This window comes from Citrobacter sp. TBCS-15, assembly GCF_005280815.1.
GTDB lineage: Bacteria > Pseudomonadota > Gammaproteobacteria > Enterobacterales > Enterobacteriaceae > Citrobacter > Citrobacter werkmanii.
The window spans coordinates 65853-89651 of sequence record NZ_SZWK01000102.1 but is presented as its reverse complement, the minus strand read 5'-3'; the positions used below and the strand labels follow the sequence as shown (position 1 = coordinate 89651).

Below are 23799 nucleotides of genomic sequence, written 5' to 3'. Positions count from 1 at the left end.
TACTTGCTCGCCAGATCAACCGATCTGGCGAATTTTTATCCCCTCACGTTCCTCATTGCCATTAACCCGGCTAACTTCCGCTCCACACGCCGCATCCCTCTGTTCTCAACGCGCAAATTCTAGTAGCATCGCGCCTGTAATCTTTCTCTATAGTCGGTTCAACAATGACAACAACGAATAATACTCCCCAGGGTGAACTGGTTTTACGCACTCTGGCTATGCCTGCCGATACCAACGCGAACGGTGATATTTTTGGCGGCTGGCTGATGTCACAAATGGATATAGGTGGCGCTATTCAGGCCAAAGAGATCGCGCATGGTCGTGTGGTAACAGTGCGCGTTGAAGGAATGAGCTTTTTACGCCCGGTTGCCGTAGGTGATGTGGTTTGTTGCTATGCGCGCTGCGTGAAGCGCGGGACGACTTCGATCAGCATTAATATTGAAGTCTGGGTGAAGAAAGTTGCTTCAGAACCTATCGGCCAGCGCTATAAAGCCACCGAAGCCCTGTTTATCTATGTTGCCGTTGATAAAGACGGTAAGCCTCGCCCAATCCCTACCCTGGGCTGATAAGTCACGATAGCATCGCCATCCGGCAATCACACAATTCATTGCTTATTGCCGGATGGCGGCGAACCGCCAAATCCGGCTTGCGCCTTATTCGATCTGCGTTGCGCCGTTCAGACGGAACACGATATTCACTACCAGTCCGGAACCTGGTTTACCGGCTTCATAGCGCCATCTGCGCATCGCATTTTTTACTTCACGCTCAAACATATTCGCCGGCTGCGCGGACAGTATTTCCACATTTTCAACACGCCCGTCTGGTGTAACGTCAAATTTGACTTTGACGCGCCCCTCTATGCGCAACGCCTGTGCTCGCGCCGGATACTGTGGCTGATTTCGGCTTAAAGCGCGTGGGCCTGCTGGCGCACTTACCGCCAGTTTACTGGTTGCCGGCGCGCTACTGGTCGTTGGACGCGCTGGCGCCGTGTTTTCAAACGGGGACGCCGGACGCGGCTCTGCTGGTTTAGCATCACGTTTGGGCTGCTCTACCACTTTTTTTACCGGTTTTGGCTTCGGTTTAGGCTTGGGCTTCGGTTTTTCAATCACTACCGGCGCCTCTTTTGGCGGCTCCGGGATCGGCTCTGGTTCCGGTTCAGGCTCGACGACGGGTTCCGGCGGCGGCTGAACGGCCTGAGGTGGTTCGAGATCGGCAGGCGCGACCATCGTAACGGAGATCGGCTGCGCTGGCGCAGGCAGTTCAATAACCTGATGTACCGAGGTATACAATAGACCCGCCACTACAGCACTATGGATACCGACGGAGAGTAACGTTGGCCAGGGAAAGCGACGAGGTAAATCAAGGGTCATTGAAGTCATAATCGTTTCAGTTAAAAAACCAGGCACTGATTTTAAATGCAAATAGCAATCATATTCAATAAGGTCTGGACGGTAAGCTGCATTTAAGACACGATTTTATGTAAAAAAACCTTCATGAGAATGTGGTCTTAACAAATCCGTTATCTTTACGTTGCAGTTGACATGCCTTTCCAATAACGTAATTAACGACTTTTACCGATTAAGGAGCTCTACCCGTGCTGTACGTTATTTATGCTCAAGATATCGCAGACTCTCTCGACAAACGCCTTTCCGTGCGCCCTGCTCATCTGGCCCGTCTGCAACTCCTGCATGACGAAGGACGACTGCTCACGGCAGGACCGATGCCAGCCGTTGACAGTAACGATCCTGGTGTCGCGGGTTTTACCGGCTCGACGGTGATTGCAGAATTTGATTCTATCGAGGCCGCGCAGGCGTGGGCAGAAGCCGACCCCTATGTGGCTGCTGGCGTGTACGCGCAGGTTTCTGTGAAACCCTATAAGAAGGTTTTTTAACCTCCCGGCTTACCGAAATATTAATAAGCTGGGTGACTATCCCTCCGCTTATCATTTTCCATGGGTGCATTCGAATATATCATAATCAATGCACCTTTATTATTTGCGTAGTCAACACTACATCCCATGTAATACCAAATGATTACACCTGCAGATTATCAGGCATAACATTGTGCGGCGAAGCATTTTATGTATAATGCCAGAGTTTTAGCATAGATAAATGATGACTGGAAACAGATAAGATTATTTTAGCAGGGTCTTTTTCGCCATCGTTTTCTCACGGATTTCACACTCTACAAGGATATTCGATGCGTTATTTAAGCCTCATCCTCGCCCCCTTATTAAGTGCTTGCAGCTTTAGTTTTATGCAATTTGATAATAACCCAATTGTTCAGGCCACGTACGCGTCAGATACCACACCAGAGAAAATCATTGCAGCAGGCGGGAACCCGGACAGCGAAATGCATGTTGCTGAAATCAATGGGAAATGCATGAATTACACGCTAAAACAAGGAGATGCAACAACACCTTTTTATGTTGCGTTTGATGGCAACGGGCAGCGCAAGCATTATGGCTATATCACCTGTCAGGAGGCGAAAGCCCGGGGAATATTTAACTCATAATTATTCTCTGCCGTGTCAAGCACCACGTCTGAGATTCTTTCAGACGTGGTATTGTCGGGTTTACCTCTTAATAACCTGCAGCTTTATTGGCTGCATTTATTCGCTTGGTCCTGGCATCTTTTTGATTTTTATCTGTGGCCTGCATTATTCCACCAGCCGCATTAATCCAGTCGCCGGCTGTGCACCCAGACAGAGCGAAACTCAGCATGAGCGCCACTATATATTTCATCTTAACTCCATTTTTGAATTACAACGAGAAAATACAAATAATAATTTATAATTTTTAGACACTTCCTGAGTATTGTTACAAACATTCTCAGTACGAGCAATCAATAAATCAGGAAGCATTATGGCAGGGACGCTGTGACATAGCATGAATATAAGAAGAACGAAAAAAAGGATGGTGTTTGCTCAAGTACTCATTGGGCACCACCAGCGGTGCCCTTTTGAGATCAGATACTGTGGATTGCAAACAGCAACGAGTTACGTTGATGATTCAGAATACACTTTCTGATGGTGTGGATACGCATGTTACGACGCGATTGTCCTTCAAGCCAACGTGCTTTACGGCGGCTAGCCTGACGCTGCATCCGCCAGCGTCCCACTTCCGTTCTACTACGCTTCATGTTAACTACTCTTCCAGTCACTGAGCGGCCATTATAACGCCACACCGAATGCAGACCAGAGGTTTTCCCGTGTTTTTATTTGCCAGATTTATCCTGATGCGTAAACTCTTAACAATACGCTTTCAAAAGGATTTTTAAATTTATGACAACCTTCTACACCGTGGTGAGTTGGCTGGTCATTCTGGGTTACTGGGTACTCATTGCTGGCGTCACATTACGCATTCTAATGAAGCGACGCGCAGTGCCCTCCGCAATGGCATGGCTGTTGATCATCTATATACTGCCATTGGTAGGGATCATAGCTTATCTGTCCTTCGGTGAACTCCATCTGGGTAAACGCCGCGCCGAACGCGCCCGGGCAATGTGGCCTTCCACGGCCAAATGGCTGAACGACCTCAAAGCCTGTGAACATATTTTTGCGCAGGAAAACAGCAGCGTTGCTTCTTCATTATTTAAGCTGTGCGAGCGTCGTCAGGGAATCGCCGGCGTTAAGGGGAATCAACTGCAACTGCTCACCAGTTCCGATGACGTGATGCAGGCGTTGATCCGTGATATTCAACTGGCGCGTCATAACATCGAGATGGTGTTCTACATCTGGCAACCGGGTGGTATGGCCGATCAGGTTGCCGAATCGTTAATGGCGGCCGCCAGAAGAGGCGTTCACTGCCGCCTGATGCTGGACTCTGCCGGCAGCGTGGCATTCTTCCGTAGCCCGTGGGCGGCGATGATGCGTAATGCGGGTATTGAAGTTGTCGAAGCCCTCAAGGTTAACCTGATGCGTGTATTTTTGCGCCGAATGGACCTGCGCCAGCACCGTAAGATGGTGATGATCGACAACTATATTGCTTATACCGGCAGCATGAACATGGTCGACCCGCGCTTCTTTAAGCAGGATGCGGGCGTGGGGCAATGGGTCGATTTGATGGCGAGAATGGAAGGACCTGTTGCCACCGCGATGGGCATTGTCTACTCCTGCGACTGGGAAATTGAAACCGGAAAACGCATTTTACCCCCGCCGCCGGACGTCAATATCATGCCGTTTGAGCAGGCCAGCGGTCACACCATTCACACTATCGCCTCAGGTCCTGGTTTCCCTGAAGATTTGATCCATCAGGCGCTATTAACTGCTACTTATTCGGCGCGTGAATATTTAATTATGACCACGCCCTATTTCGTCCCCAGCGATGATTTACTGCATGCGATCTGTACAGCAGCACAGCGTGGGGTCGACGTCAGTATCATTCTTCCGCGGAAGAATGATTCCCTGCTGGTTGGCTGGGCAAGCCGGGCCTTTTTCACCGAACTGCTGGCCGCGGGCGTCAAAATCTATCAGTTTGAAGGCGGCTTGCTGCACACCAAGAGCGTACTGGTTGATGGAGAACTGAGCCTGGTCGGGACCGTTAACCTGGATATGCGCAGTTTGTGGCTGAATTTTGAAATCACGCTGGTTATAGATGATGCCGGGTTCGGAGGCGACCTCGCCGCAGTGCAGGATGATTATATTTCTCGTTCCCGCCTGCTTGATGCCCGTTTGTGGGTAAAACGACCACTCTGGCAGCGGATCGCCGAGCGACTGTTTTACTTCTTTAGCCCGTTGCTGTAAAACGTGCCAATCAGACAGTAAACAGGTAGTCATTATGGATATGGATTTGAACAACCGCCTGACCGAAGACGAAACGCTTGAGCAGGCTTACGATATTTTTCTCGAACTGGCTGCGGACAACCTCGATCCGGCAGATATCATTCTGTTCAATTTGCAGTTTGAAGAGCGCGGCGGTGCAGAATTATTTGACCCGGCAGAGGACTGGCAGGAACACGTCGATTTTGACCTGAATCCTGACTTCTTTGCCGAAGTGGTGATTGGTCTGGCAGATACCGAAGACGGCGAGATTAACGATATTTTTGCCCGCGTTCTGTTGTGTCGCGAAAAAGACCACAAGCTCTGCCACATTCTCTGGCGCGAATAATTAAAAAAAGCTGCTCTCGCAGCTTTTTTACTTTTATCCCGGTAATTTGCTTCCGCACCGGTTACAAAACTGCGCGCTGTGCTCATGCTGACTTTGCTGACACTGCGGACATTTACGCTGATTCTGCCGATGCTGGAACGCACTGCTCATATGCGTCGTTATCAAACCTGTCGGGATCGCAATCACGGAATAACCGATCAAAATCAGCACTGACGCTACCATGCGCCCGAGCGGCGTGTGGGGCGTGATATCGCCATAGCCGACGGTGGTTACCGTGACGATGGCCCAATACACTGATGCATTCAGCGTACTAAAACCATATTTGGGTCCTTCAATCAGATACATTAGCGCGCCGAATACAATCATCAGAATGGCAATAAATGAATAGAACAAGATTAGCTGATGCCGGGCGCTTTTTATTGCGCTCCAGAATATACGCAGGGAAGGCATAAAGCGCAGCAGTTTGAGAATTCGCAGGACACGCAGAACACGCATCGCCCGCCAGGCGAAAACATAACTCAGACTGATTTCCGGCCATAACCACATCACATACAGTGGCAGAATGGTGGCAAGATCAATAATCCCCCAGAAGCTAAAGACATATTTAGCGGGATTAGCCCAGCAGCATAATCGCAACAGATATTCGAGAGTAAAGACCAGAGTGATAAAGACTTCCAGCCAGACGAATACGCGCCACTCCTCAAAGGTCAAATGGTATTGCGTCCCGACCCCGGACTCAACGAAGATAACAATCACGCTGAGCAGCGCGAACAGTGCGCACATACCTTCAAAACGGCGCCCCGAGCGTGTGTCTAAATCAAATAATGTACGATAAAGCGTACGGCGAACAGAAGAAACTAAGCCAGACACAAATACCTCACCAAAAAGAAGGGCTGACCTTTGTCAGCCCTCACGATTATAGCGGGTCTACTTTCAGGCAGGAAACGGCGTGTCGAAAACTGCCTTCGAGAACCGGGCGTGTTTTTGCACACTCTGGTCCGGCAATCGGGCAGCGCGTACGGAACACACAGCCCGAAGGAGGATTAATCGGCGACGGCAACTCGCCTTCCAGCAACTGGATAACTTTGTTCCTTTCCATATCCGGATCGGGGATCGGCACAGCAGACATTAGCGCTTTGGTATAAGGGTGCAGCGGATTATGGTACACCTCGTCATAGGTGCCTAATTCCACGGCGTGTCCGAGATACATCACCAGTACGCGATCGGAGATATGCTTAACCACCGCCAGGTCGTGGGCAATGAAAATTAATGACAGCCCCATTTCACGCTGTAGCTGCTGCAGGAGGTTGACGACCTGGGCCTGAATGGATACGTCCAGCGCAGAAACCGGTTCATCACAGATAATCAGTTTCGGTTCAAGAATCAGTGCGCGGGCAATACCGATACGCTGACATTGGCCGCCGGAAAACTCATGCGGGTAACGGTTAATCAGGTTTGGCAGCAACCCAACCTTCATCATCATTGCCTTCACGCGGTCACGGACTTCCTGCCCCGGCAGTTTCGGATGATAAGTCCGCAGCGGCTCGGCAATAATTTCACCAATGGTCATACGCGGGTTTAATGATGCCAGCGGATCCTGGAAAATCATCTGGATATCACTGCGCACCTCGCGCCATTCATCGGGTTTCATCCCCAGCAAATCTTTACCCAACCAGGCGACCTTTCCATCAGTGGCTTTCACCAGACCGATAATCGCCCGAGCAAAGGTCGATTTTCCGCAGCCGGACTCCCCCACCACGCCTAAGGTTTCACCTTCATACAATCGCAGGGTCACGCCATCAACCGCTTTGAGGGATTTAGACGGTTGCCAAAACCACTGCTTGCCGTCTTTAATGTCGAAATGGACCTTTAAATCGGCAATTTCAAGGAGTACTTTTCGTTGTTCGATGACCGTATTCATACCAGTTCCTCCACGGGTTTAAAGCAGGCGCGCAGGCGGCCCGGGCTAAACTCTTCCAGTGGCGGAGCACTGCTACAGATTTCCATCGCATGCGGGCAGCGGGGCTGGAATGGACAGCCTTTTGGCAGACGAAGCAGGTTCGGTGGGTTGCCCGGGATAGTCAACATCTCTTCCCCTTCAGCATCCAGACGAGGTACGGCATTCAGCAGACCAATTGAATACGGATGAACGGGCTTATAAAAGACATCCCGTGCGCTGCCATATTCCATGGTTCGTCCAGCGTACATCACCAGCACTTTGTCACAAATACCGGCGACAACCCCCAGATCGTGGGTGATCATGATAATTGCGGTGTTAAATTCACTTTTCAGTTCATTCAGCAGCGTCATAATTTGCGCCTGTACCGTAACATCGAGCGCGGTAGTCGGCTCATCGGCGATCAATAATTTTGGTCTGCACAGCAGCGCCATGGCGATCATTACGCGCTGACGCATTCCGCCAGAGAATTCATGCGGATACATCTTCATGCGCTTGCGCGCTTCCGGCATTTTCACCGCATCCAGCATTTTTACTGACTCTTCAAACGCTTCTGCTTTACTCATGCCTTTATGCAGCATGAGAACTTCCATCAGTTGCTCTCCGACCCGCATGTACGGATTCAGAGAGGTCATCGGATCCTGAAAAATCATTGAGATTTGCTCGGCGCGCAGTTTGTTCAGCTCGTGCTCCGGTAAATTCAATATTTCACGCCCGTTAAACGTAGCGGAACCTCCGATACGGCCATTCGCCGCCAGCAGCCCCATCAGGGCAAACGCGGTTTGCGATTTGCCCGAACCGGACTCACCCACAATACCCAACGTTTCTCCGGCTCGCAGGGAAAAGTTTAAATCGTTTACTGCAGTAACATCGCCATCGGGGGTGGCAAACGTCACTCGCAGATCCTTAACGTTCAGCAGTGCGTTAGCCTGTTGTTGCGCGAGCGGCGCGGTTGCGGTCTCAATTACGCTCATGGCGGCGCTCCTTAACGGTCTTTCGGGTCGAGGGCATCACGCAAGCCATCGCCAATAAAGTTAAAACAGAACAAAGTAACCACCAGGAAACCGGCCGGGAACAGCAACAGCCATGGCGATACTTCCATTGAGTTGGCACCATCACTCAGCAGTGCGCCCCAGCTACTTAACGGCTCCTGCGTCCCTAGCCCCAGAAAACTCAGGAAGGATTCAAACAGAATCATGCTGGGCACCAGCAACGAAGCATATACCACCACTACGCCCAGCACGTTTGGCACAATATGGCGGATAACGATGCGCACGGTAGACACCCCGCCGACTTGCGCCGCTTCAATAAACTCTTTGCGCTTCAGGCTCAGCGTTTGTCCACGCACGATACGTGCCATATCCAGCCAGGAAACCATCCCGATAGCGACAAAAATCAGCAGAATGTTTTGCCCAAAGAAGGTCACCAGCAGAATCACGAAGAACATGAACGGGAAGGAGTTGAGGATTTCCAGCAGGCGCATCATCACCGAGTCGATTTTACCGCCGAGATAACCTGACAATGAACCATATAGCGTGCCAACCAAGACCGCCACCAACGCGGCGGCAATACCGACCATCAGCGAGATGCGCCCGCCAATCGCCACACGCACCAGCAGGTCGCGACCCGATGAGTCGGTGCCAAAATAGTGCCCGGACTCCATATCCGGCGCGCTGGACATCATTCCCCAGTCGGTATCAAAGTAGGTAAACTGCGACAGCATTGGCGCCAGCGTCACAAATAGCGCAATAATCACCAGCACTACCAGGCTTGCCACCGCCGCGCGGTTATGCATAAAACGTCGACGCGCGTCCTGCCACAGGCTGCGACCTTCAACCTCCAGCTTCTCACTGAAATTTTCCAGCGCCTCGCTGTTTTTCTTACTTAACATCATAGCGAGCTCCAGTATCAGTAACGAATCTTCGGATCGATAACGGCATACAGCACATCGACAATCGCATTAAACACAATAGTCAGCGTACCGACCAGAATGGTCAGACTCAGCACCAGCGAATAGTCGCGGTTTAAAGCGCCATTCACGAACAGTTGCCCAATGCCCGGCAAACCATAGATTGTTTCAATAACCATTGAGCCGGTAATAATGCCGACAAACGCAGGCCCCATATAAGACAGCACGGGAAGTAACGCAGGCTTTAACGCATGGCGGAAAATAATCCGCCGCATCGGCAGTCCTTTAGCTCGCGCGGTACGAATAAAGTTTGAGTGCAGCACTTCAATCATCGAGCCGCGAGTAATACGGGCGATACTGGCGATATAGGCGAGCGATAACGCCACCATCGGCAGGATCATAAATTTCAACGCCCCGCCGTTCCAGCCGCCGCCGGGCAGCCATTTCAACGTTATGGCAAATATCATGACCAATAAGGGAGCAACGACGAAACTGGGAATAACCACCCCGGTCATCGCGATCCCCATAACCGTGTAGTCCCAGCGCGTATTTTGCTTCAGTGCGGCGATCACCCCAGCGCTAACGCCGACGAGCACCGCCAGAATAAATGCCGCAGCGCCAAGCTTCGCTGACACCGGAAAACTTGAAGCGACAAGGTCGTTAACCGTGTAATCTTTGTATTTAAAGGATGGTCCAAAATCACCATGCGCCAGCTGTTTCAGGTAGCTGAAATACTGTGTGGAGATGGGATCGTTGAGATGATATTTCGCTTCAATATTAGCCAGCACTTCTGGCGGCAATGCGCGTTCACCGGTGAATGGACTACCCGGCGCAAGGCGCATCATAAAGAATGAAATCGTAATAAGAATAAACAGCGTCGGAATCGCTTCCAGACAGCGACGTAATATGAATTTTAACATTGCCCGTACCTTCTGGCGTGTGCCTTTACACCTCTTCTACCCAGATCTTCAGGTAAAGAGGTGTTAATAGTTCGAAGAAAAAGACACTGTGGGGCAAAATGATTGCCCCACGTCTTGCCATTAATGCTTGATAATATACAAGTCTTTTACATGGATATTATCCATCGGGTCTTTACCGGAGTATCCGCCAACCCATGGTTTCACCAGGCGGGCGTTAACATAGTAATAAACCGGTACAATCGCAGAATCTTTATCCAGTTGCTGCTCCGCTTTCGAATACAGCTCACTACGCTGCGCTTCATCTGTCACTTTCAGGGTGTCTGCAATCAGCTTGTCAAATGCAGGGCTCTTATAGTGAACCGTGTTGTTGGAGCTGTCGGACAGCACCATATTCAGGAAGGAAGTCGGCTCGTTGTAATCCGCGCACCAGCCCGCACGTGAAACATCATAGTTGCCCTGATGGCGCGTATCGAGGAATGTTTTCCACTCCTGGTTTTCCAGCTTGACGTTAGCGCCCAGATTTTTCTTCCAGATAGATGCCGCGGCGATAGCCAGTTTCTTGTGCAGGTCTGAGGTGTTATACAGCAGGTCAAAGGTCAACGGTTTTTCAGCGGTATAACCGGCTTCAGCCAGCAGTTTCTTCGCTTCTTCATTACGTTTTTCCTGTGACCATTTGAACCACTCTGGCTCGACCAGTTTCGCGCCATCGGTGTAAGGAGGGGTAAAGCTATAGGCAGGCAGGTCGCCCTGATTTTTCACTTTGTTGACGATGATGTCACGATCCATCGCTAGCTTCAGAGCGGTACGAACACGAACATCGTTGAACGGTGCTTTCTGGTTGTTGATTTCGTAGTAATAGGTGCACAGATACGGGTCAACGTGAACTTCGTTCGGGATCTCTTTTTTCAGTTTCTGGAATAACTCGATCGGCATGTTGTTATAGGTCATGTCGATTTCACCGCTGCGATAGCGGTTAACGTCAGTCACTTCAGAAGAAATTGGCAGGTAGGTTACCTGGTTAATAATGGTTTTGGCGTTGTCCCAGTAGTTGGTATTACGCTCAAGCACAATGCGCTCGTTAACCACCCAGTCCTTCAGTTTATACGCGCCGTTAGTGACAATGTTCGCGGGCTGGGTCCACTTATCACCGTATTTTTCTACGGCGGCTTTAGGAACCGGTGAAACGGAAGAGTGCACGAGCAGTTTGTAGAAATAAGGAACAGGTTCGCTCAGGGTGACTTCAAAAGTATGATCGTCAATCGCTTTCACACCGAGATCGGTGACCGGCTTTTTACCGGCGATGATGTCATCAATATTGACGATATGACCGTACTGCAAATAACTGGCGTACGGTGAGGCAGTATTTGGGTTCGCCAAACGTTGCCAGCTATACACAAAATCTTGCGCGGTAACAGGCGTACCATCAGACCATTTAGCATCTTTACGCAGATGGAATGTCCAGACTTTAAAATCTTTATTATCCCATTTTTCAGCCACGCCCGGCGATGGTTTGCCATCGACATCACTGATTAATAAACCTTCAAACAGGTCCCGGCTAATGTTGGATTCCGGTACACCTTCGATTTTATGTGGATCGAGAGACTGAACTTCCGAACCGTTATTACGCACCAGAGTCTGCTTTTCAGCAAGCTGCACACCCGCTGGCACAACTGCCGCCGTGGCCACATTTCCAGCGATTAGCGCAGTGAGGATCCCCGCAGCGACTAAACTTTTTTTAGTGATGATCGTCATTGTGTTTGTACTCCCTCATTATTATGGCTGGTTTTTTAACCAGACTGTTAATCCTGTCAGGATCCCTGTACGGCACCGGAGATTTTCTGCCGTCAGGTGGTTTATTGTTTTACTGCTTGCTATCACCGACTTTATTTATTCTGGCGATTCGTACGACCGCCTTGCGTCGATTATCTACGTGTCTCCCCTGCCGGAAACACGCTATTACCCTGTTGAGAGAAGGCAACTGAAAATCATTCTCATCAACGTCAATTCTTCTGCCAAATACCTGGCCGGAAAGTACCAAATGCGTTTCTTCACCGCCAATACATTTTACAAATTTGTTAACTAATTCTCTTTTATTAGAAATAAATGTCACTGGCAAAGGCTTGCGAATGAAAACCCATAACAATAAAACATTAATAATCAACGAATTAGCTGATTATCATGGTTGACTCCCCTGTCCGGTCTCAACCCCACGCCAAAATGCACATAAATTTAACAATTGGTTGTTAATTAGCACATTCATCTAAAAAAAACGCTGAAATAACTAATAACATTTCGATAATCCCACAGCAAGCCCCAGAGTATGATGTTAATAAAATAACAGCAATATCGTGCTCCCTCTGACGCAGCGCTGAGTGTTATATCCATAAAATCAATGAATAACTAAATCGTTAACCATCAGCATTTTTCATTGTTGTTATGCTGATTATCAACTTTAGTGAGAAGTTTTACTGATAATGAAAGGAAGCGGAGCCTGCAGCGGCTCCGCTTGTACTCAAGAAGGAATATCAGGCAAGCAAACCGGGGAAAATGGATTTGATACCAGTAACAATAAATTCAATCCCTAAGGCCATGAGTAACAGCCCCATAATACGCGTAATGACGTTGATACCCGTTTGGCCCAGCAAGCGCACTAGCCACGGTGCCATGCGAAACAGCCCCCAGCAACACAAGGCAAACAACGCAATCGCGATAAAAAAGCCAAACAGGTTAATTGCACTGTGGTATCGCGTCCCCCAAACGATAGTCGAGCTAATTGCCCCCGGCCCCGCCATCAACGGCAATGCCAACGGCACCACGCCAATGCTTTCACGAATGGCCGTTTCTGATTTTTCCTGTTTGTTCTGCTTATCTTCACCAAGTTTTCCGCTAATCATCGACATCGCAATGGTCACAACCAGAATACCGCCAGCAATCCTGAACGAATCTATAGAGATACCGAAAAGTTGCAGAATACCGTCTCCCAGGAACAGCGAAGTCCACAGGATGATAGCGACCGACAGGTTTGCCGTGAGATTGGTTTTATTTCGCGCAGCCGCAGTTTGATAGCTGGTCATACTGATAAAGACAGGGATGATCCCTACCGGGTTGACCAGGGCAAATAACCCAACAAAAAATTTAAAATAAACAGGAAAATCAAATAGCGTTTGGATCACGGTTAGCTCCGAAGCGTTAGCCGGATAAAATGAGTCATAAAAAGTGATAAAATCCGCGCTGAAGATACGCCTTTTGTCAGCATACTTCACCTCCTATCTGCGTATATCTACGTAAATACGCTACTAATACTTAGTGTTATTAATATGTATTAAATATGCTAATGTGATTAGCATTCACCACACCAATTTTTTAACACTTACCGATAAACGCTAAAAGGGCCTGCTGAAAGGTGTCAGCTTTGCGAAATTTTGATCCAGATCACGCAATTACTACTCAGAAGTGAGTAACCTTGCTTACGTCCCCTGGAGGTAAAGCGTGAGAGTTAACTGGCGCTTGCGTATAAGCTCTTTTAGTAAATCAAGGTAAAGTGGGCGTTAATTAACCGTTTGATTTTCAAACCGTTACACAAATTTTCGTCGGTCTGTCTATACTCTCGTATCGAGCAGATGATTTACTAAAAAAGTTTAACATTATCAGGAGAGCATTATGGCTGTTACTAATGTCGCTGAACTTAACGCACTTGTAGAGCGCGTAAAAAAAGCCCAGCGTGAATATGCCAGTTTCACTCAAGAACAGGTTGACAAAATCTTCCGCGCCGCCGCTCTGGCTGCCGCAGACGCTCGAATCCCTCTCGCGAAAATGGCCGTTGCCGAATCTGGCATGGGCATCGTCGAAGATAAAGTGATTAAAAACCACTTTGCTTCTGAATACATTTACAACGCTTACAAAGATGAAAAAACCTGTGGTGTGCTGTCTGAAGACGACACTTTCGGTACCATTACTATTGCTGAACCGATTGGTATCATCTGCGGTATCGTTCCAACCACTAACCCGACTTCTACTGCTATCTTCAAATCGCTGATCAGCCTGAAGACCCGTAACGCCATCATCTTCTCTCCGCATCCGCGTGCTAAAGATGCCACTAACAAAGCTGCTGACATCGTTCTGCAAGCGGCAATCGCTGCTGGCGCACCGAAAGACTTGATCGGCTGGATCGATCAACCTTCCGTAGAACTGTCTAACGCACTGATGCACCACCCGGACATCAACCTGATCCTTGCGACCGGTGGTCCAGGCATGGTTAAAGCGGCATACAGCTCTGGTAAACCAGCAATCGGCGTAGGCGCAGGTAACACCCCTGTTGTTATCGACGAAACCGCTGATATCAAACGCGCTGTTGCATCTGTTCTGATGTCTAAAACCTTCGACAACGGTGTGATCTGTGCTTCTGAACAGTCTGTTGTCGTGGTTGACTCTGTATATGACGCAGTACGTGAGCGCTTCGCCACACACGGCGGCTACCTGCTGCAGGGCAAAGAGCTGAAAGCTGTTCAGGACGTTATCCTGAAAAATGGCGCGCTGAACGCCGCTATCGTTGGTCAGCCGGCCTACAAAATTGCTGAGCTGGCAGGCTTCTCCGTACCAGAAACCACTAAGATTCTGATCGGTGAAGTTAAGGTTGTTGACGAAAGCGAGCCTTTTGCTCACGAAAAACTGTCTCCGACACTGGCTATGTATCGTGCGAAAGACTTCGAAGACGCAGTGGACAAAGCTGAGAAACTGGTTGCGATGGGCGGTATCGGTCATACCTCTTGCCTGTACACCGACCAGGATAACCAGCCAGAACGCGTTGCTTACTTCGGTCAGATGATGAAAACCGCGCGTATCCTGATCAACACCCCTGCTTCTCAGGGTGGTATCGGTGACCTGTACAACTTCAAACTCGCACCTTCCCTGACTCTGGGTTGTGGTTCCTGGGGTGGTAACTCCATCTCTGAAAACGTTGGTCCTAAGCACCTGATCAACAAGAAAACCGTTGCTAAGCGAGCTGAAAACATGTTGTGGCACAAACTTCCGAAATCTATCTACTTCCGTCGTGGCTCTCTGCCAATCGCGCTGGATGAAGTGATTACTGATGGTCACAAACGTGCGCTGATCGTGACCGACCGCTTCCTGTTCAACAATGGTTATGCTGACCAGATCACCTCTGTGCTGAAAGCGGCTGGCGTTGAAACCGAAGTGTTCTTCGAAGTTGAAGCTGACCCGACTCTGAGCGTTGTGCGCAAAGGCGCTGAGCTGGCTAACTCCTTCAAACCAGATGTGATTATCGCGCTGGGTGGTGGTTCCCCGATGGACGCCGCGAAAATTATGTGGGTTATGTACGAACATCCGGAAACCCACTTCGAAGAACTGGCGCTGCGCTTTATGGACATCCGTAAACGTATCTACAAGTTCCCGAAAATGGGCGTGAAAGCGAAAATGATCGCCGTCACCACCACTTCCGGTACCGGTTCTGAAGTAACACCGTTTGCGGTAGTAACCGACGACGCAACCGGCCAGAAATACCCGCTGGCTGACTACGCGCTGACCCCGGATATGGCGATTGTCGATGCCAACCTGGTGATGGATATGCCGAAGTCCCTGTGTGCGTTCGGTGGTCTGGATGCCGTCACTCACGCTCTGGAAGCTTACGTTTCCGTACTGGCCTCTGAGTTCTCTGACGGTCAGGCTCTGCAGGCGCTGAAACTGCTGAAAGAAAACCTGCCGGCGTCCTACCACGAAGGTTCCAAGAACCCGGTAGCCCGTGAGCGTGTACACAGTGCAGCGACCATCGCCGGTATCGCGTTTGCGAACGCCTTCCTGGGTGTATGTCACTCTATGGCGCACAAGCTGGGTTCTCAGTTCCACATTCCTCACGGTCTGGCGAACGCCCTGCTGATTAGCAACGTTATTCGTTACAACGCGAACGACAACCCGACTAAACAGACAGCATTCAGCCAGTACGACCGTCCTCAGGCACGTCGTCGCTACGCTGAAATTGCTGACCACCTGGGTCTGAGCGCACCGGGCGACCGTACTGCCGCGAAAATCCAGAAACTGCTGGGCTGGCTGGACGAAATCAAAGCTGAACTGGGTATTCCTAAGTCTATCCGTGAAGCTGGCGTGCAGGAAGCTGACTTCCTGGCACACGTTGACAAACTGTCTGAAGATGCGTTTGACGACCAGTGTACTGGTGCTAACCCGCGTTATCCGCTGATTGCTGAGCTGAAGCAGATTCTGCTGGATACCTACTACGGCCGTGAGTACACCGAAGGTGAAACCACTGCTAAGCCTGAAGTAGCAGCTGCACCGAAAGCTGAGAAAAAAGCGAAGAAATCCGCTTAATTCGTTCAGATAAGTTTTAGTCTGACTCTAAACGGTCCCTTTTCGGGACCGTTTTTTTTGTGCCTTACGCTATAAAAATGAGGTAATACCTGACTCGGCCACTTGCGAGATATGGCCTGATGAAGATTACATGCAGGGAAGAAGCCAGAATAGCGTCAGAAGAGCGTGTGACAGGGTAGAGAACTCGTATGAATAGTTGTGCCTACCCTGTACTTATAAGCGCCCAGAAGCGCATAGGGTTAATCGTGGCTGTGTCGTTCTTGTATTGCCGTCAGAGAGCCTTCAGACTGCGCCTGCTTATAATGCTTACGGCATACCGACACATAGCGCTCGTTTCCGCCTATAACCACCTGCTCGCCCTCGTTAAACGGTCTTCCTGCCTGATCAAGACGTAACACCATGCTGGCCTTACGGCCACAGAAGCAAATAGTTTTTAATTCAACCAGCTTATCTGACCATGCAAGCAGGTATTCACTGCCGCCGAATAGCTCACCACGAAAATCGGTGCGTAAGCCGTAACACAACACGGGAATATCCAGCCGATCGACAACTTCAGATAATTCATAAACCTGTTGTCGCGTCAGAAACTGAGACTCATCAACCAGTACGCAGTGAATTCTTTGCTGCTCATTGTCGGCGCGAATCTCTTCGAACAATGATGAATTTTGGTTAAACAATTTTGCAGGTGACGACAGACCTATACGTGAACTTACTTTTCCAGTGCCAAAACGGTCATCAATTTCCGCTGTATATACAACAGCGCGCATTCCACGCTCTTGATAATTGTACGAAGATTGCAGCAATGCAGTCGACTTACCGGCATTCATTGCAGAATAGTAAAAATATAGCTGTGCCATTGACCGTAGACCCTCATCTGGGGAAATAAATATGGGCTGGATTGTATCATATTTCACGAACATGTCGGTGCAGCGTTGTCCCGAAAGACGTATAAAGGCGCGTACTGACTCGCTCAGTGCCGCCTTAATAACCAGAAAATGCAGGTGCCCTTTATGGGTGGGAGTATGATAGCGCGGCGTCTTAGCCCAAACAGCCGGAGCCGTACCGTATATACACATTCTTTCACAAATAGTGCTCATGAAATTTATCAGTCTCGCTTATCAAGCGTCGACAATTAAGAAACCGTTCCCTTATTGTTATTGAATCTCTCCACTGCCGCCATCTAATAGCGAATTCACGTAAGCAAAACTAATACAAAAGGTTGAAATCACTGCAAAGTGATACTATTTGCACACGATAAAATGTGACCTGAATCTTGAATTTTTACTCTCAGCCGTTGAGAAGCCCCCCCACCAATAAGCCTTTTTTATGCCCAACATCGCTGAGAATTTAAGACAGAGGAATTAATTCTGATACTAAATAAAGCGCAATTTTGAATTCCTTACATTCCTGGCTATTGCACAACTGAAATTATCGCTCTATTATTAGCTCAACAAACCACCCCCAATATAAGTTTGAGATTACTACAATGAGCGAAGCACTTAAAATTCTGAACAACATCCGTACTCTTCGTGCGCAGGCAAGAGAATGTACTCTGGAAACGCTTGAAGAAATGCTGGAAAAATTAGAAGTTGTAGTTAGCGAGCGTCGTGAAGAAGAAAGCGCTGCCGCTGCTGAAGTTGAAGAACGTACTCGTAAACTGCAACAATATCGTGAAATGCTGATTGCTGACGGCATTGATCCGAACGAACTGTTGAATAGCATGGCTGCTGTTAAATCTGGCACCAAAGCTAAACGCGCTGCGCGTCCGGCTAAATATAGCTATGTTGACGAAAACGGTGAAACTAAAACCTGGACTGGCCAGGGTCGTACACCGGCTGTGATCAAAAAAGCGATGGAAGAACAAGGTAAGCAACTGGACGATTTCCTGATCAAGGAATAATTCAGAAATAGTTTGCTTAAAATCCCGCCGCTGGCGGGATTTTTTTTACCTGTACTTCGCATAGCCCCTACCCGGATTAGGTATAAAAAAACGGCGCTGGATTAACAGCACCGTTCTGACCTGATAATTACTGGTGGTTACTTCTTAATACCCATCTCTTCTTCCAGCCAGGCCTTAAATTCAGCGCCGAGGGTATTATGGCGAATACCATATTCAACGAACGCCTGCATATAGCCCAGCTTATTACCGCAGTCATGGCTTTTGCCCTTCATGTGATAGGCTTCAACCGTTTCTTTTTCAATCAGCATATCGATAGCGTCAGTCAGCTGAATTTCGTCGCCCGCTCCCGGAGGCGTTTTTGCCAGCAGAGGCCAGATATCCGCACTGAGAACATAACGACCCACAACCGCCAAATTAGACGGCGCTACATTAGCTTTCGGCTTTTCAACAACGCCAACCATCGGCACGCTTTCGCCCGGCGCTAATTCAACGCCTTTACAATCCACTACGCCATAAGCGGTAACATCTTCTACGGGTTCAACCATAATCTGGCTGCTGCCAGTTTCATCAAAACGATGAATCATTTCGGCCAGGTTTTCGCGGGATAAATCTGATTCGTATTCATCCAGAATTACGTCTGGCAGGATAACCGCAACCGGTTCATCGCCAACAACCGGGTGCGCGCACAATACTGCGTGTCCCAGACCTTTAGCCAGTCCCTGACGTACCTGCATAATAGTGACATGCGGTGGACAAATAGATTGCACTTCTTCCAGAAGCTGACGTTTTACACGTTTTTCCAGCATAGCTTCTAGCTCAAAGCTGGTATCAAAGTGGTTTTCAATGGAATTTTTAGACGAGTGAGTTACAAGTACAATTTCAGTGATACCCGCAGCAATACATTCGTTTACCACGTACTGAATTAATGGCTTATCAACCAACGGTAGCATCTCTTTCGGGATTGCCTTCGTAGCCGGTAACATCCTGGTTCCTAATCCCGCAACCGGGATAACGGCCTTTTTGACTTTTGAATTAATAGCAGCCATTTAAAACTCTCCTGGACTGTTCATGTATTGAACGTGTTCATCAATCTGTATCGCATCCAAGTATATCAGTACAGCGGTAAGCCTCTGGTCTGAAAAGGACGCACGTCGGTATAATTAAGACAAATACGAATAAATCTGGCGCTGATAGTAGCACTCGCAGCATGAGGGAAGTGAAGCAATTTCATTCCTCCCCCGCTCAATTGTTCATTCCGCAGACAACATCAGGCGCAGGCGACCACCCGCCCCCCAAATTTGGCACTGCCATGACTCGCAGCGCTGGCTCAACTGATTAAGATAGGTATTGCCGAGCGTTCCCAGCGGTACGCCATTGCTGATTTGTACCTGATGGGAACCCGTATTTAATGTCGCATTCAGTCCTGCTGATACCAGAATCAGGTTTTTTAACCCGCTGTGGTAATACCCTACCAGCAAAGGAAACTGGCCGGGTAAATTAGCCTGACGCAGCAAATGGTTCACCTGTTTCAATAACGCACCTAACTCTGGCAACCGCTGATTTTGTTGCGTCAGCTGCTCCTGCAGCAAGCCGTTAAATAAGGCTCGCAGTAATAATGCGGCCAGCACGCCATTATCCCCTGCCCGCGTGACATCCAGACAATAAAAAGCAAGGTCGTGATCCGACAGCGGCGCAATATCCAGCACCAGTCCCGGTTGATCGGCGGCAACCAATTGCCGATAGTTTACGCGACATTGTGAAATCACTTGCGATACAGGAGGCTGTAACTCCTGCAGCAGCTTAGCTGCAGCAGCAGGATCGTCCACCATGGCATCCCAGTCGCGAAACAGCCGCTCTTCTTCTTCAACCCGTGAATTGAACATATTAGGATACAGGCACGCAAAAACCGTTTCTCGCAGGCGATTAAGATCCTTCACCGGTTTCAGAAGAACGTCGTCGACACCGAGTCGCAGCGCTTTGGCTATATCAGACATGTTTTCCGTCGCTGAAATCACCAGTATCGGCGTTTGATCGCCCCGATTGCGTAAATACTCAACCAGTTTAAGACCGTTCATTCGCGGCATAGCCAGATCGCAGATCATTAAGTCAGGCGTAAAGTGACCTAGTAAGTCCAGTGCTTCAAGCCCATCGCCGGCCACCGCTGTTGTCGCTCCCAAAGAGGAAAACCATGAGTCCATGAGTGAGCGGAATACCGGCTCATCCTCAACGATAAGAATCTGTTTTCCGACCAATGGCTGCGTCATATTCTCCCCCCTGACTGGCTTTAATAAATAGTGGCATGCTATTGCTACTCACGCCTGTCAGATTTAACTTAAGTATTGATAAAAAGTGCCTAGACGTTGGTCTTCACCAGAGGTAGAAGCTCATCCATTTTCTTCTCAACCGCCAACTGCCCGGCAGCAATTGCTGCACTGGCGCGGTGGAAATCCAGCGTGGATATTTGCGGACAAAACGGCTGAATCAGGATATCAGGCGGGTCGCCAGCCATACGGTTACGTTTCAGACGGTTTTCCAGAACCTGAATAGAGGTCGTCATGATCTCCATCGCCGTCGGCGCGGTCACTGTCCGCCTCGCCGTAATGTTGCTCAGACGCTCTTTCAGACGGCCATGCCATGAGAGTTCGTCAGCGCCATCACCTGATTCAGCATCGCTACTGACGTTGAAGGAGAGTAAATCTTGCTGCATCAGGTGCGCATCGTGTTGCAGATCGACCGCAATAACGATATCGGCGCCCAGCGCACGCGTCAGGGAAACGGGCACGGGATTCACCACCGCGCCATCGACCAACCAGTAGCCATTATGCGCTACGGGGGACATCAGACCAGGAATACTGCAGGATGCCCGGACAGCCAAGTGCAAATCACCTTCGGTGAACCAGAGTTCCCGGCCCGTACTTAAATTGGTTGCAACAGTTGCAAAGCGGCGTGTGCATTGTTCAATCGATTCTACCGGCATGACATTACGGTACTGGTTGAACACCCGTTCTCCGCGCAATAGTCCTCCCCTGCGCCACGAGAGATCCATCAGGCGTAAGACGTCCCAATAACTGAATGAACAAACCCACTGTTCGAGTGCAGGCAATTTATTGCAGGCGTAGGCCGCGCCAACCAGCGAACCAATGGAGCACCCTGCCACAATATCTACATCAATCCCCATATGCTTAAGGGCTTTAATTACGCCAATATGCGACCAGCCGCGCGCAGCGCCGGAACCTAGCGCCAGCCCAATTTTAATTTTTCTCATTGTACGTACAAACTTCCCCTGGCTTGCAGACGTAGCAACATCGCTACCGCTCAGTTAACATAGTGCCACCGTGGCGTTTTTACGCCGTTTTTTTATTCCAGGGAGTACTTTGTGTCTCAGCTTTGTCCCTGTGGTAGCGCTGTCGAGTATAGCCTATGTTGCTACCGTTATGTGTCCGGCGCGCAAGTAGCACCTACGCCGTCACACCTCATGCGTTCTCGTTACTGCGCTTTTGTGATGAAAGACGCAGATTACCTTATCAAGACCTGGCATGCGGACTGCCATGCCGCTGCGTTTCGTGACGACATTATCGCAGGATTTACGCATACCGAATGGCTGGGACTGACCGTTTTTGAGCAACAGACGGTAGATTCAGAAAATATCGGCTACGTCAGTTTTGTCGCGCGGTTTTCTGAACAGGGAAAAACTGGCGCCATTATTGAACGCTCTCGTTTTTTAAAAGAAAACGGTCAGTGGTACTATATAGACGGTACACGCCCTCAAATTGGACGAAACGACACCTGCCCTTGTGGCTCGGGTAAAAAATTTAAGAAGTGCTGCGGCTAATCAACGCCCGACAGTATCAATTTTGCAAACATTCTCAACAGGATCACCGCTGCAAATGCATTCATTACAACGAAAAGTGCTGCGTACTATTTGCCCGGACCAAAAAGGTCTGATCGCACGCATTACAAATATCTGTTACAAGCATGAACTGAATATCGTGCAGAACAATGAGTTCGTGGACCACCGTACCGGGCGCTTTTTTATGCGTACCGAACTGGAGGGCATTTTTAACGACGTCACGCTGCTTGCCGATCTGGATAGTGCCCTACCCGAAGGATCTATTCGTGAATTAACGCCAGCAGGACGCCGCCGTATCGTCATTTTGGTCACCAAGGAAGCACATTGCCTGGGCGATCTGTTAATGAAAGCGAATTATGGCGGACTGGATGTTGAAATCGCTGCGGTGATCGGCAACCACGAGACGCTGCGTCCTTTGGTTGAGCGCTTTGATATTCCGTTTGAGCTGGTTAGCCACGAGGGTTTAACCCGCGATGAACATGATCAGAAAATGGCCGATGCTATCGACGCACACCAACCGGACTATGTTGTGCTGGCAAAATATATGCGCGTTCTGACGCCGACCTTTGTTTCACGCTTCCCGAATAAGATTATCAATATTCACCATTCATTCCTGCCGGCGTTTATTGGCGCTCGCCCATACCACCAGGCTTACGAGCGCGGGGTGAAGATCATTGGCGCAACGGCCCACTATGTGAATGATAACCTGGATGAAGGCCCTATCATTATGCAGGACGTAATTCACGTTGATCACACCTACACCGCAGAAGACATGATGCGTGCCGGCCGTGACGTTGAAAAAAATGTATTAAGCCGCGCGCTGTATCAGGTTCTGGCTCAACGCGTTTTTGTTTACGGTAACCGAACGATCATTCTGTAATCGATTGATAATATAATTGGTTACCTTTACATCTTAACGCGTAAAAATCAGGCAACCAGTTCTTTTTTATCAACGGAATACTTTACAGGGGCGCATCATCTGATATGATGCGCCCCGCTTCCAAAGGAAGCAGGCCAGTAATTAGCATTACCCCGTGGTGGGGTTCCCGAGCGATCATAAGGGAGCTGACTGCAAATCTGCCGTCATCGACTTCAAGGTTCGACTCGAGCGATAGTGAGAGAACGTTGCCGCAGGCAACGGCCCGAAGGGTGAGGAGCTTTAGCTCCGAATAATCCTTACCGCTATAGAATGCAAGCAGCATAATGAATTTACCCTGTGGTGGGGTTCCCGAGCGGCCAAAGGGAGCAGACTGTAAATCTGCCGTCATCGACTTCGAAGGTTCGAATCCTTCCCCCACCACCATTCATTCCTGTAGATTCATAAAATTAGTATACCCGTGGTGGGGTTCCCGAGCGGCCAAAGGGAGCAGACTGTAAATCTGCCGTCATCGACTTCGAAGGTTCGAATCCTTCCCCCACCACCATCATTTCCCTGTCGCACTTCAGCAAAATCAAACCTTACTGCACTATATTCTGCCTATGCGGGAAGGATGAGAAGCTTCGATTAAGGTTCGATTCGAGCGTCAGCGAGAAAGCGTTGCCGCAGGCAACGACCCGAAGGGCGAAGCGCGCAGCGCTGAGTCATCCTTCCCCCACCACCATCACTTCATAAAGCATCAACCCCCAATTTAACTGTAATGCCCTATATTCTGCCCATGCTGGAAGGATGAGAATCTTCGACTAAGGTTCGATTCGAGCGTCAGCGAGAAAGCGTTGCCGCAGGCAACGACCCGAAGGGCGAAGCGCACAGCGCTGAGTCATCCTTCCCCCACCACCATTACTTCATAAAGCATCAACACCCAATCCAACTGCAATGC

General features: G+C 49.4%; 23 protein-coding genes, 2 tRNA genes and 3 other RNA genes. 14 read left to right on the top strand and 14 right to left on the bottom strand.

The annotated features are described in order from the left end of the window. The first annotated feature begins 164 nt into the window (after positions 1-164). Positions 165-566: an acyl-CoA thioester hydrolase YciA gene (yciA, locus tag FDW96_RS07140; protein WP_038640996.1), complete on the top strand. Its 402-nt coding sequence runs from the start codon at positions 165-167 to the stop codon at positions 564-566. A gap of 87 nt (positions 567-653) precedes the next feature. Here the strand turns inward: yciA and tonB are convergent, their stop codons facing one another. Beyond that, on the bottom strand, positions 654-1370 hold the full coding sequence (gene tonB / locus FDW96_RS07135; protein ID WP_137365677.1) for a TonB system transport protein TonB: 717 nt from the start codon (positions 1368-1370) through the stop codon (positions 654-656). A 224-nt stretch (positions 1371-1594) separates the two neighbouring features. On the opposite strand from tonB, the gene FDW96_RS07130 reads away from it, so the two are divergent. Together FDW96_RS07130 and FDW96_RS07125 are read left to right on the top strand one after the other, a co-directional pair. Beyond that, on the top strand, positions 1595-1891 hold the full coding sequence (locus tag FDW96_RS07130; RefSeq protein ID WP_137365424.1) for a YciI family protein: 297 nt from the start codon (positions 1595-1597) through the stop codon (positions 1889-1891). A 308-nt stretch (positions 1892-2199) separates the two neighbouring features. After that, entirely contained in the window at positions 2200-2514 is a 315-nt protein-coding gene (locus FDW96_RS07125) for a hypothetical protein (RefSeq protein ID WP_137365423.1), read from the top strand. A 67-nt stretch (positions 2515-2581) separates the two neighbouring features. Here FDW96_RS07125 and FDW96_RS25025 read toward each other — a convergent pair whose 3' ends face one another. Then, a complete protein-coding gene (locus FDW96_RS25025) occupies positions 2582-2743 on the bottom strand; it encodes a hypothetical protein (RefSeq protein WP_169742009.1) in 162 nt (53 codons plus the stop codon). Between the two features lie 223 nt (positions 2744-2966). Next, positions 2967-3140 carry a YciY family protein gene (locus FDW96_RS07120; protein WP_094301000.1) on the bottom strand — a complete coding sequence of 58 codons (174 nt, stop codon included), beginning with the start codon at positions 3138-3140 and terminating at the stop codon, positions 2967-2969. A gap of 142 nt (positions 3141-3282) precedes the next feature. Between FDW96_RS07120 and cls the strand changes: the two genes are divergently transcribed. Continuing rightward, positions 3283-4743, top strand: coding sequence for a cardiolipin synthase (cls, locus tag FDW96_RS07115; protein ID WP_137365422.1), 1461 nt, complete (start codon positions 3283-3285; stop codon positions 4741-4743). Between the two features lie 34 nt (positions 4744-4777). Next, positions 4778-5107: an HI1450 family dsDNA-mimic protein gene (locus FDW96_RS07110; protein ID WP_003020691.1), complete on the top strand. Its 330-nt coding sequence runs from the start codon at positions 4778-4780 to the stop codon at positions 5105-5107. A gap of 33 nt (positions 5108-5140) precedes the next feature. Here the strand turns inward: FDW96_RS07110 and FDW96_RS07105 are convergent, their stop codons facing one another. From FDW96_RS07105 to ychE, 7 genes are all read right to left on the bottom strand, one after another. Continuing rightward, positions 5141-5977, bottom strand: coding sequence for an ion transporter (locus FDW96_RS07105; protein WP_038641095.1), 837 nt, complete (start codon positions 5975-5977; stop codon positions 5141-5143). Positions 5978-6023: 46 nt separating this feature from the next. Next, positions 6024-7028 (bottom strand): murein tripeptide/oligopeptide ABC transporter ATP-binding protein OppF, encoded by a 1005-nt coding sequence (gene oppF / locus FDW96_RS07100; protein ID WP_061381235.1) that lies wholly within the window; start codon positions 7026-7028, stop codon positions 6024-6026. After that, on the bottom strand, positions 7025-8038 hold the full coding sequence (gene oppD, locus FDW96_RS07095) for a murein tripeptide/oligopeptide ABC transporter ATP-binding protein OppD (protein WP_038641097.1): 1014 nt from the start codon (positions 8036-8038) through the stop codon (positions 7025-7027). Before oppD ends, oppF begins: the two co-directional genes overlap by 4 nt. 11 nt (positions 8039-8049) lie before the next feature. Then, complete coding sequence (oppC, locus tag FDW96_RS07090) at positions 8050-8958, bottom strand: oligopeptide ABC transporter permease OppC (protein ID WP_137365421.1); 909 nt, start codon at positions 8956-8958, stop codon at positions 8050-8052. 14 nt (positions 8959-8972) lie between these two features. Continuing rightward, complete coding sequence (oppB, locus tag FDW96_RS07085) at positions 8973-9893, bottom strand: oligopeptide ABC transporter permease OppB (protein ID WP_061381234.1); 921 nt, start codon at positions 9891-9893, stop codon at positions 8973-8975. 120 nt (positions 9894-10013) lie between these two features. Continuing rightward, a complete protein-coding gene (gene oppA / locus FDW96_RS07080) occupies positions 10014-11645 on the bottom strand; it encodes an oligopeptide ABC transporter substrate-binding protein OppA (protein ID WP_061381233.1) in 1632 nt (543 codons plus the stop codon). Positions 11646-12418: 773 nt separating this feature from the next. Then, entirely contained in the window at positions 12419-13066 is a 648-nt protein-coding gene (ychE, locus tag FDW96_RS07075) for an NAAT family transporter YchE (protein WP_042308505.1), read from the bottom strand. Between the two features lie 487 nt (positions 13067-13553). Here ychE and adhE point away from each other — a divergent pair, with 487 nt between their 5' ends. Continuing rightward, positions 13554-16232, top strand: coding sequence for a bifunctional acetaldehyde-CoA/alcohol dehydrogenase (gene adhE, locus FDW96_RS07070; RefSeq protein ID WP_061381232.1), 2679 nt, complete (start codon positions 13554-13556; stop codon positions 16230-16232). A 239-nt stretch (positions 16233-16471) separates the two neighbouring features. Here adhE and tdk read toward each other — a convergent pair whose 3' ends face one another. Beyond that, positions 16472-17089, bottom strand: coding sequence for a thymidine kinase (gene tdk, locus FDW96_RS07065; RefSeq protein WP_042308040.1), 618 nt, complete (start codon positions 17087-17089; stop codon positions 16472-16474). 629 nt (positions 17090-17718) lie between these two features. Between tdk and hns the strand changes: the two genes are divergently transcribed. Next, positions 17719-18132 (top strand): histone-like nucleoid-structuring protein H-NS, encoded by a 414-nt coding sequence (gene hns, locus FDW96_RS07060; RefSeq protein ID WP_003020723.1) that lies wholly within the window; start codon positions 17719-17721, stop codon positions 18130-18132. A gap of 137 nt (positions 18133-18269) precedes the next feature. Here hns and galU read toward each other — a convergent pair whose 3' ends face one another. From galU to rssA, 3 genes are all read right to left on the bottom strand, one after another. Then, complete coding sequence (gene galU / locus FDW96_RS07055) at positions 18270-19178, bottom strand: UTP--glucose-1-phosphate uridylyltransferase GalU (protein WP_038641107.1); 909 nt, start codon at positions 19176-19178, stop codon at positions 18270-18272. A gap of 204 nt (positions 19179-19382) precedes the next feature. Further along, the gene (rssB, locus tag FDW96_RS07050; protein ID WP_137365420.1) at positions 19383-20396 is read right to left on the bottom strand and encodes a two-component system response regulator RssB; all 1014 of its coding nucleotides are present in this window, start codon (positions 20394-20396) and stop codon (positions 19383-19385) included. A gap of 89 nt (positions 20397-20485) precedes the next feature. Next, entirely contained in the window at positions 20486-21397 is a 912-nt protein-coding gene (gene rssA / locus FDW96_RS07045) for a patatin-like phospholipase RssA (protein ID WP_061381231.1), read from the bottom strand. Between the two features lie 111 nt (positions 21398-21508). Here rssA and FDW96_RS07040 point away from each other — a divergent pair, with 111 nt between their 5' ends. The 7 genes from FDW96_RS07040 to FDW96_RS07010 all read left to right on the top strand — a co-directional run bounded on the left by FDW96_RS07040 (position 21509) and on the right by FDW96_RS07010 (position 23759). Continuing rightward, complete coding sequence (locus FDW96_RS07040) at positions 21509-21964, top strand: YchJ family protein (RefSeq protein ID WP_042308037.1); 456 nt, start codon at positions 21509-21511, stop codon at positions 21962-21964. Positions 21965-22019: 55 nt separating this feature from the next. Continuing rightward, positions 22020-22862 carry a formyltetrahydrofolate deformylase gene (gene purU, locus FDW96_RS07035; RefSeq protein WP_003020737.1) on the top strand — a complete coding sequence of 281 codons (843 nt, stop codon included), beginning with the start codon at positions 22020-22022 and terminating at the stop codon, positions 22860-22862. 167 nt (positions 22863-23029) lie between these two features. Then, positions 23030-23167, top strand: a non-coding RNA gene (locus FDW96_RS07030) — RtT sRNA. Between the two features lie 33 nt (positions 23168-23200). Continuing rightward, positions 23201-23285 (top strand) — tRNA-Tyr (locus FDW96_RS07025). A 36-nt stretch (positions 23286-23321) separates the two neighbouring features. Continuing rightward, positions 23322-23406 (top strand) — tRNA-Tyr (locus FDW96_RS07020). A gap of 45 nt (positions 23407-23451) precedes the next feature. Next, a non-coding RNA gene (locus FDW96_RS07015) (RtT sRNA) lies at positions 23452-23583 on the top strand. A gap of 45 nt (positions 23584-23628) precedes the next feature. Continuing rightward, positions 23629-23759: non-coding RNA, RtT sRNA (locus FDW96_RS07010), on the top strand. Positions 23760-23799: the final 40 nt, after the last annotated feature.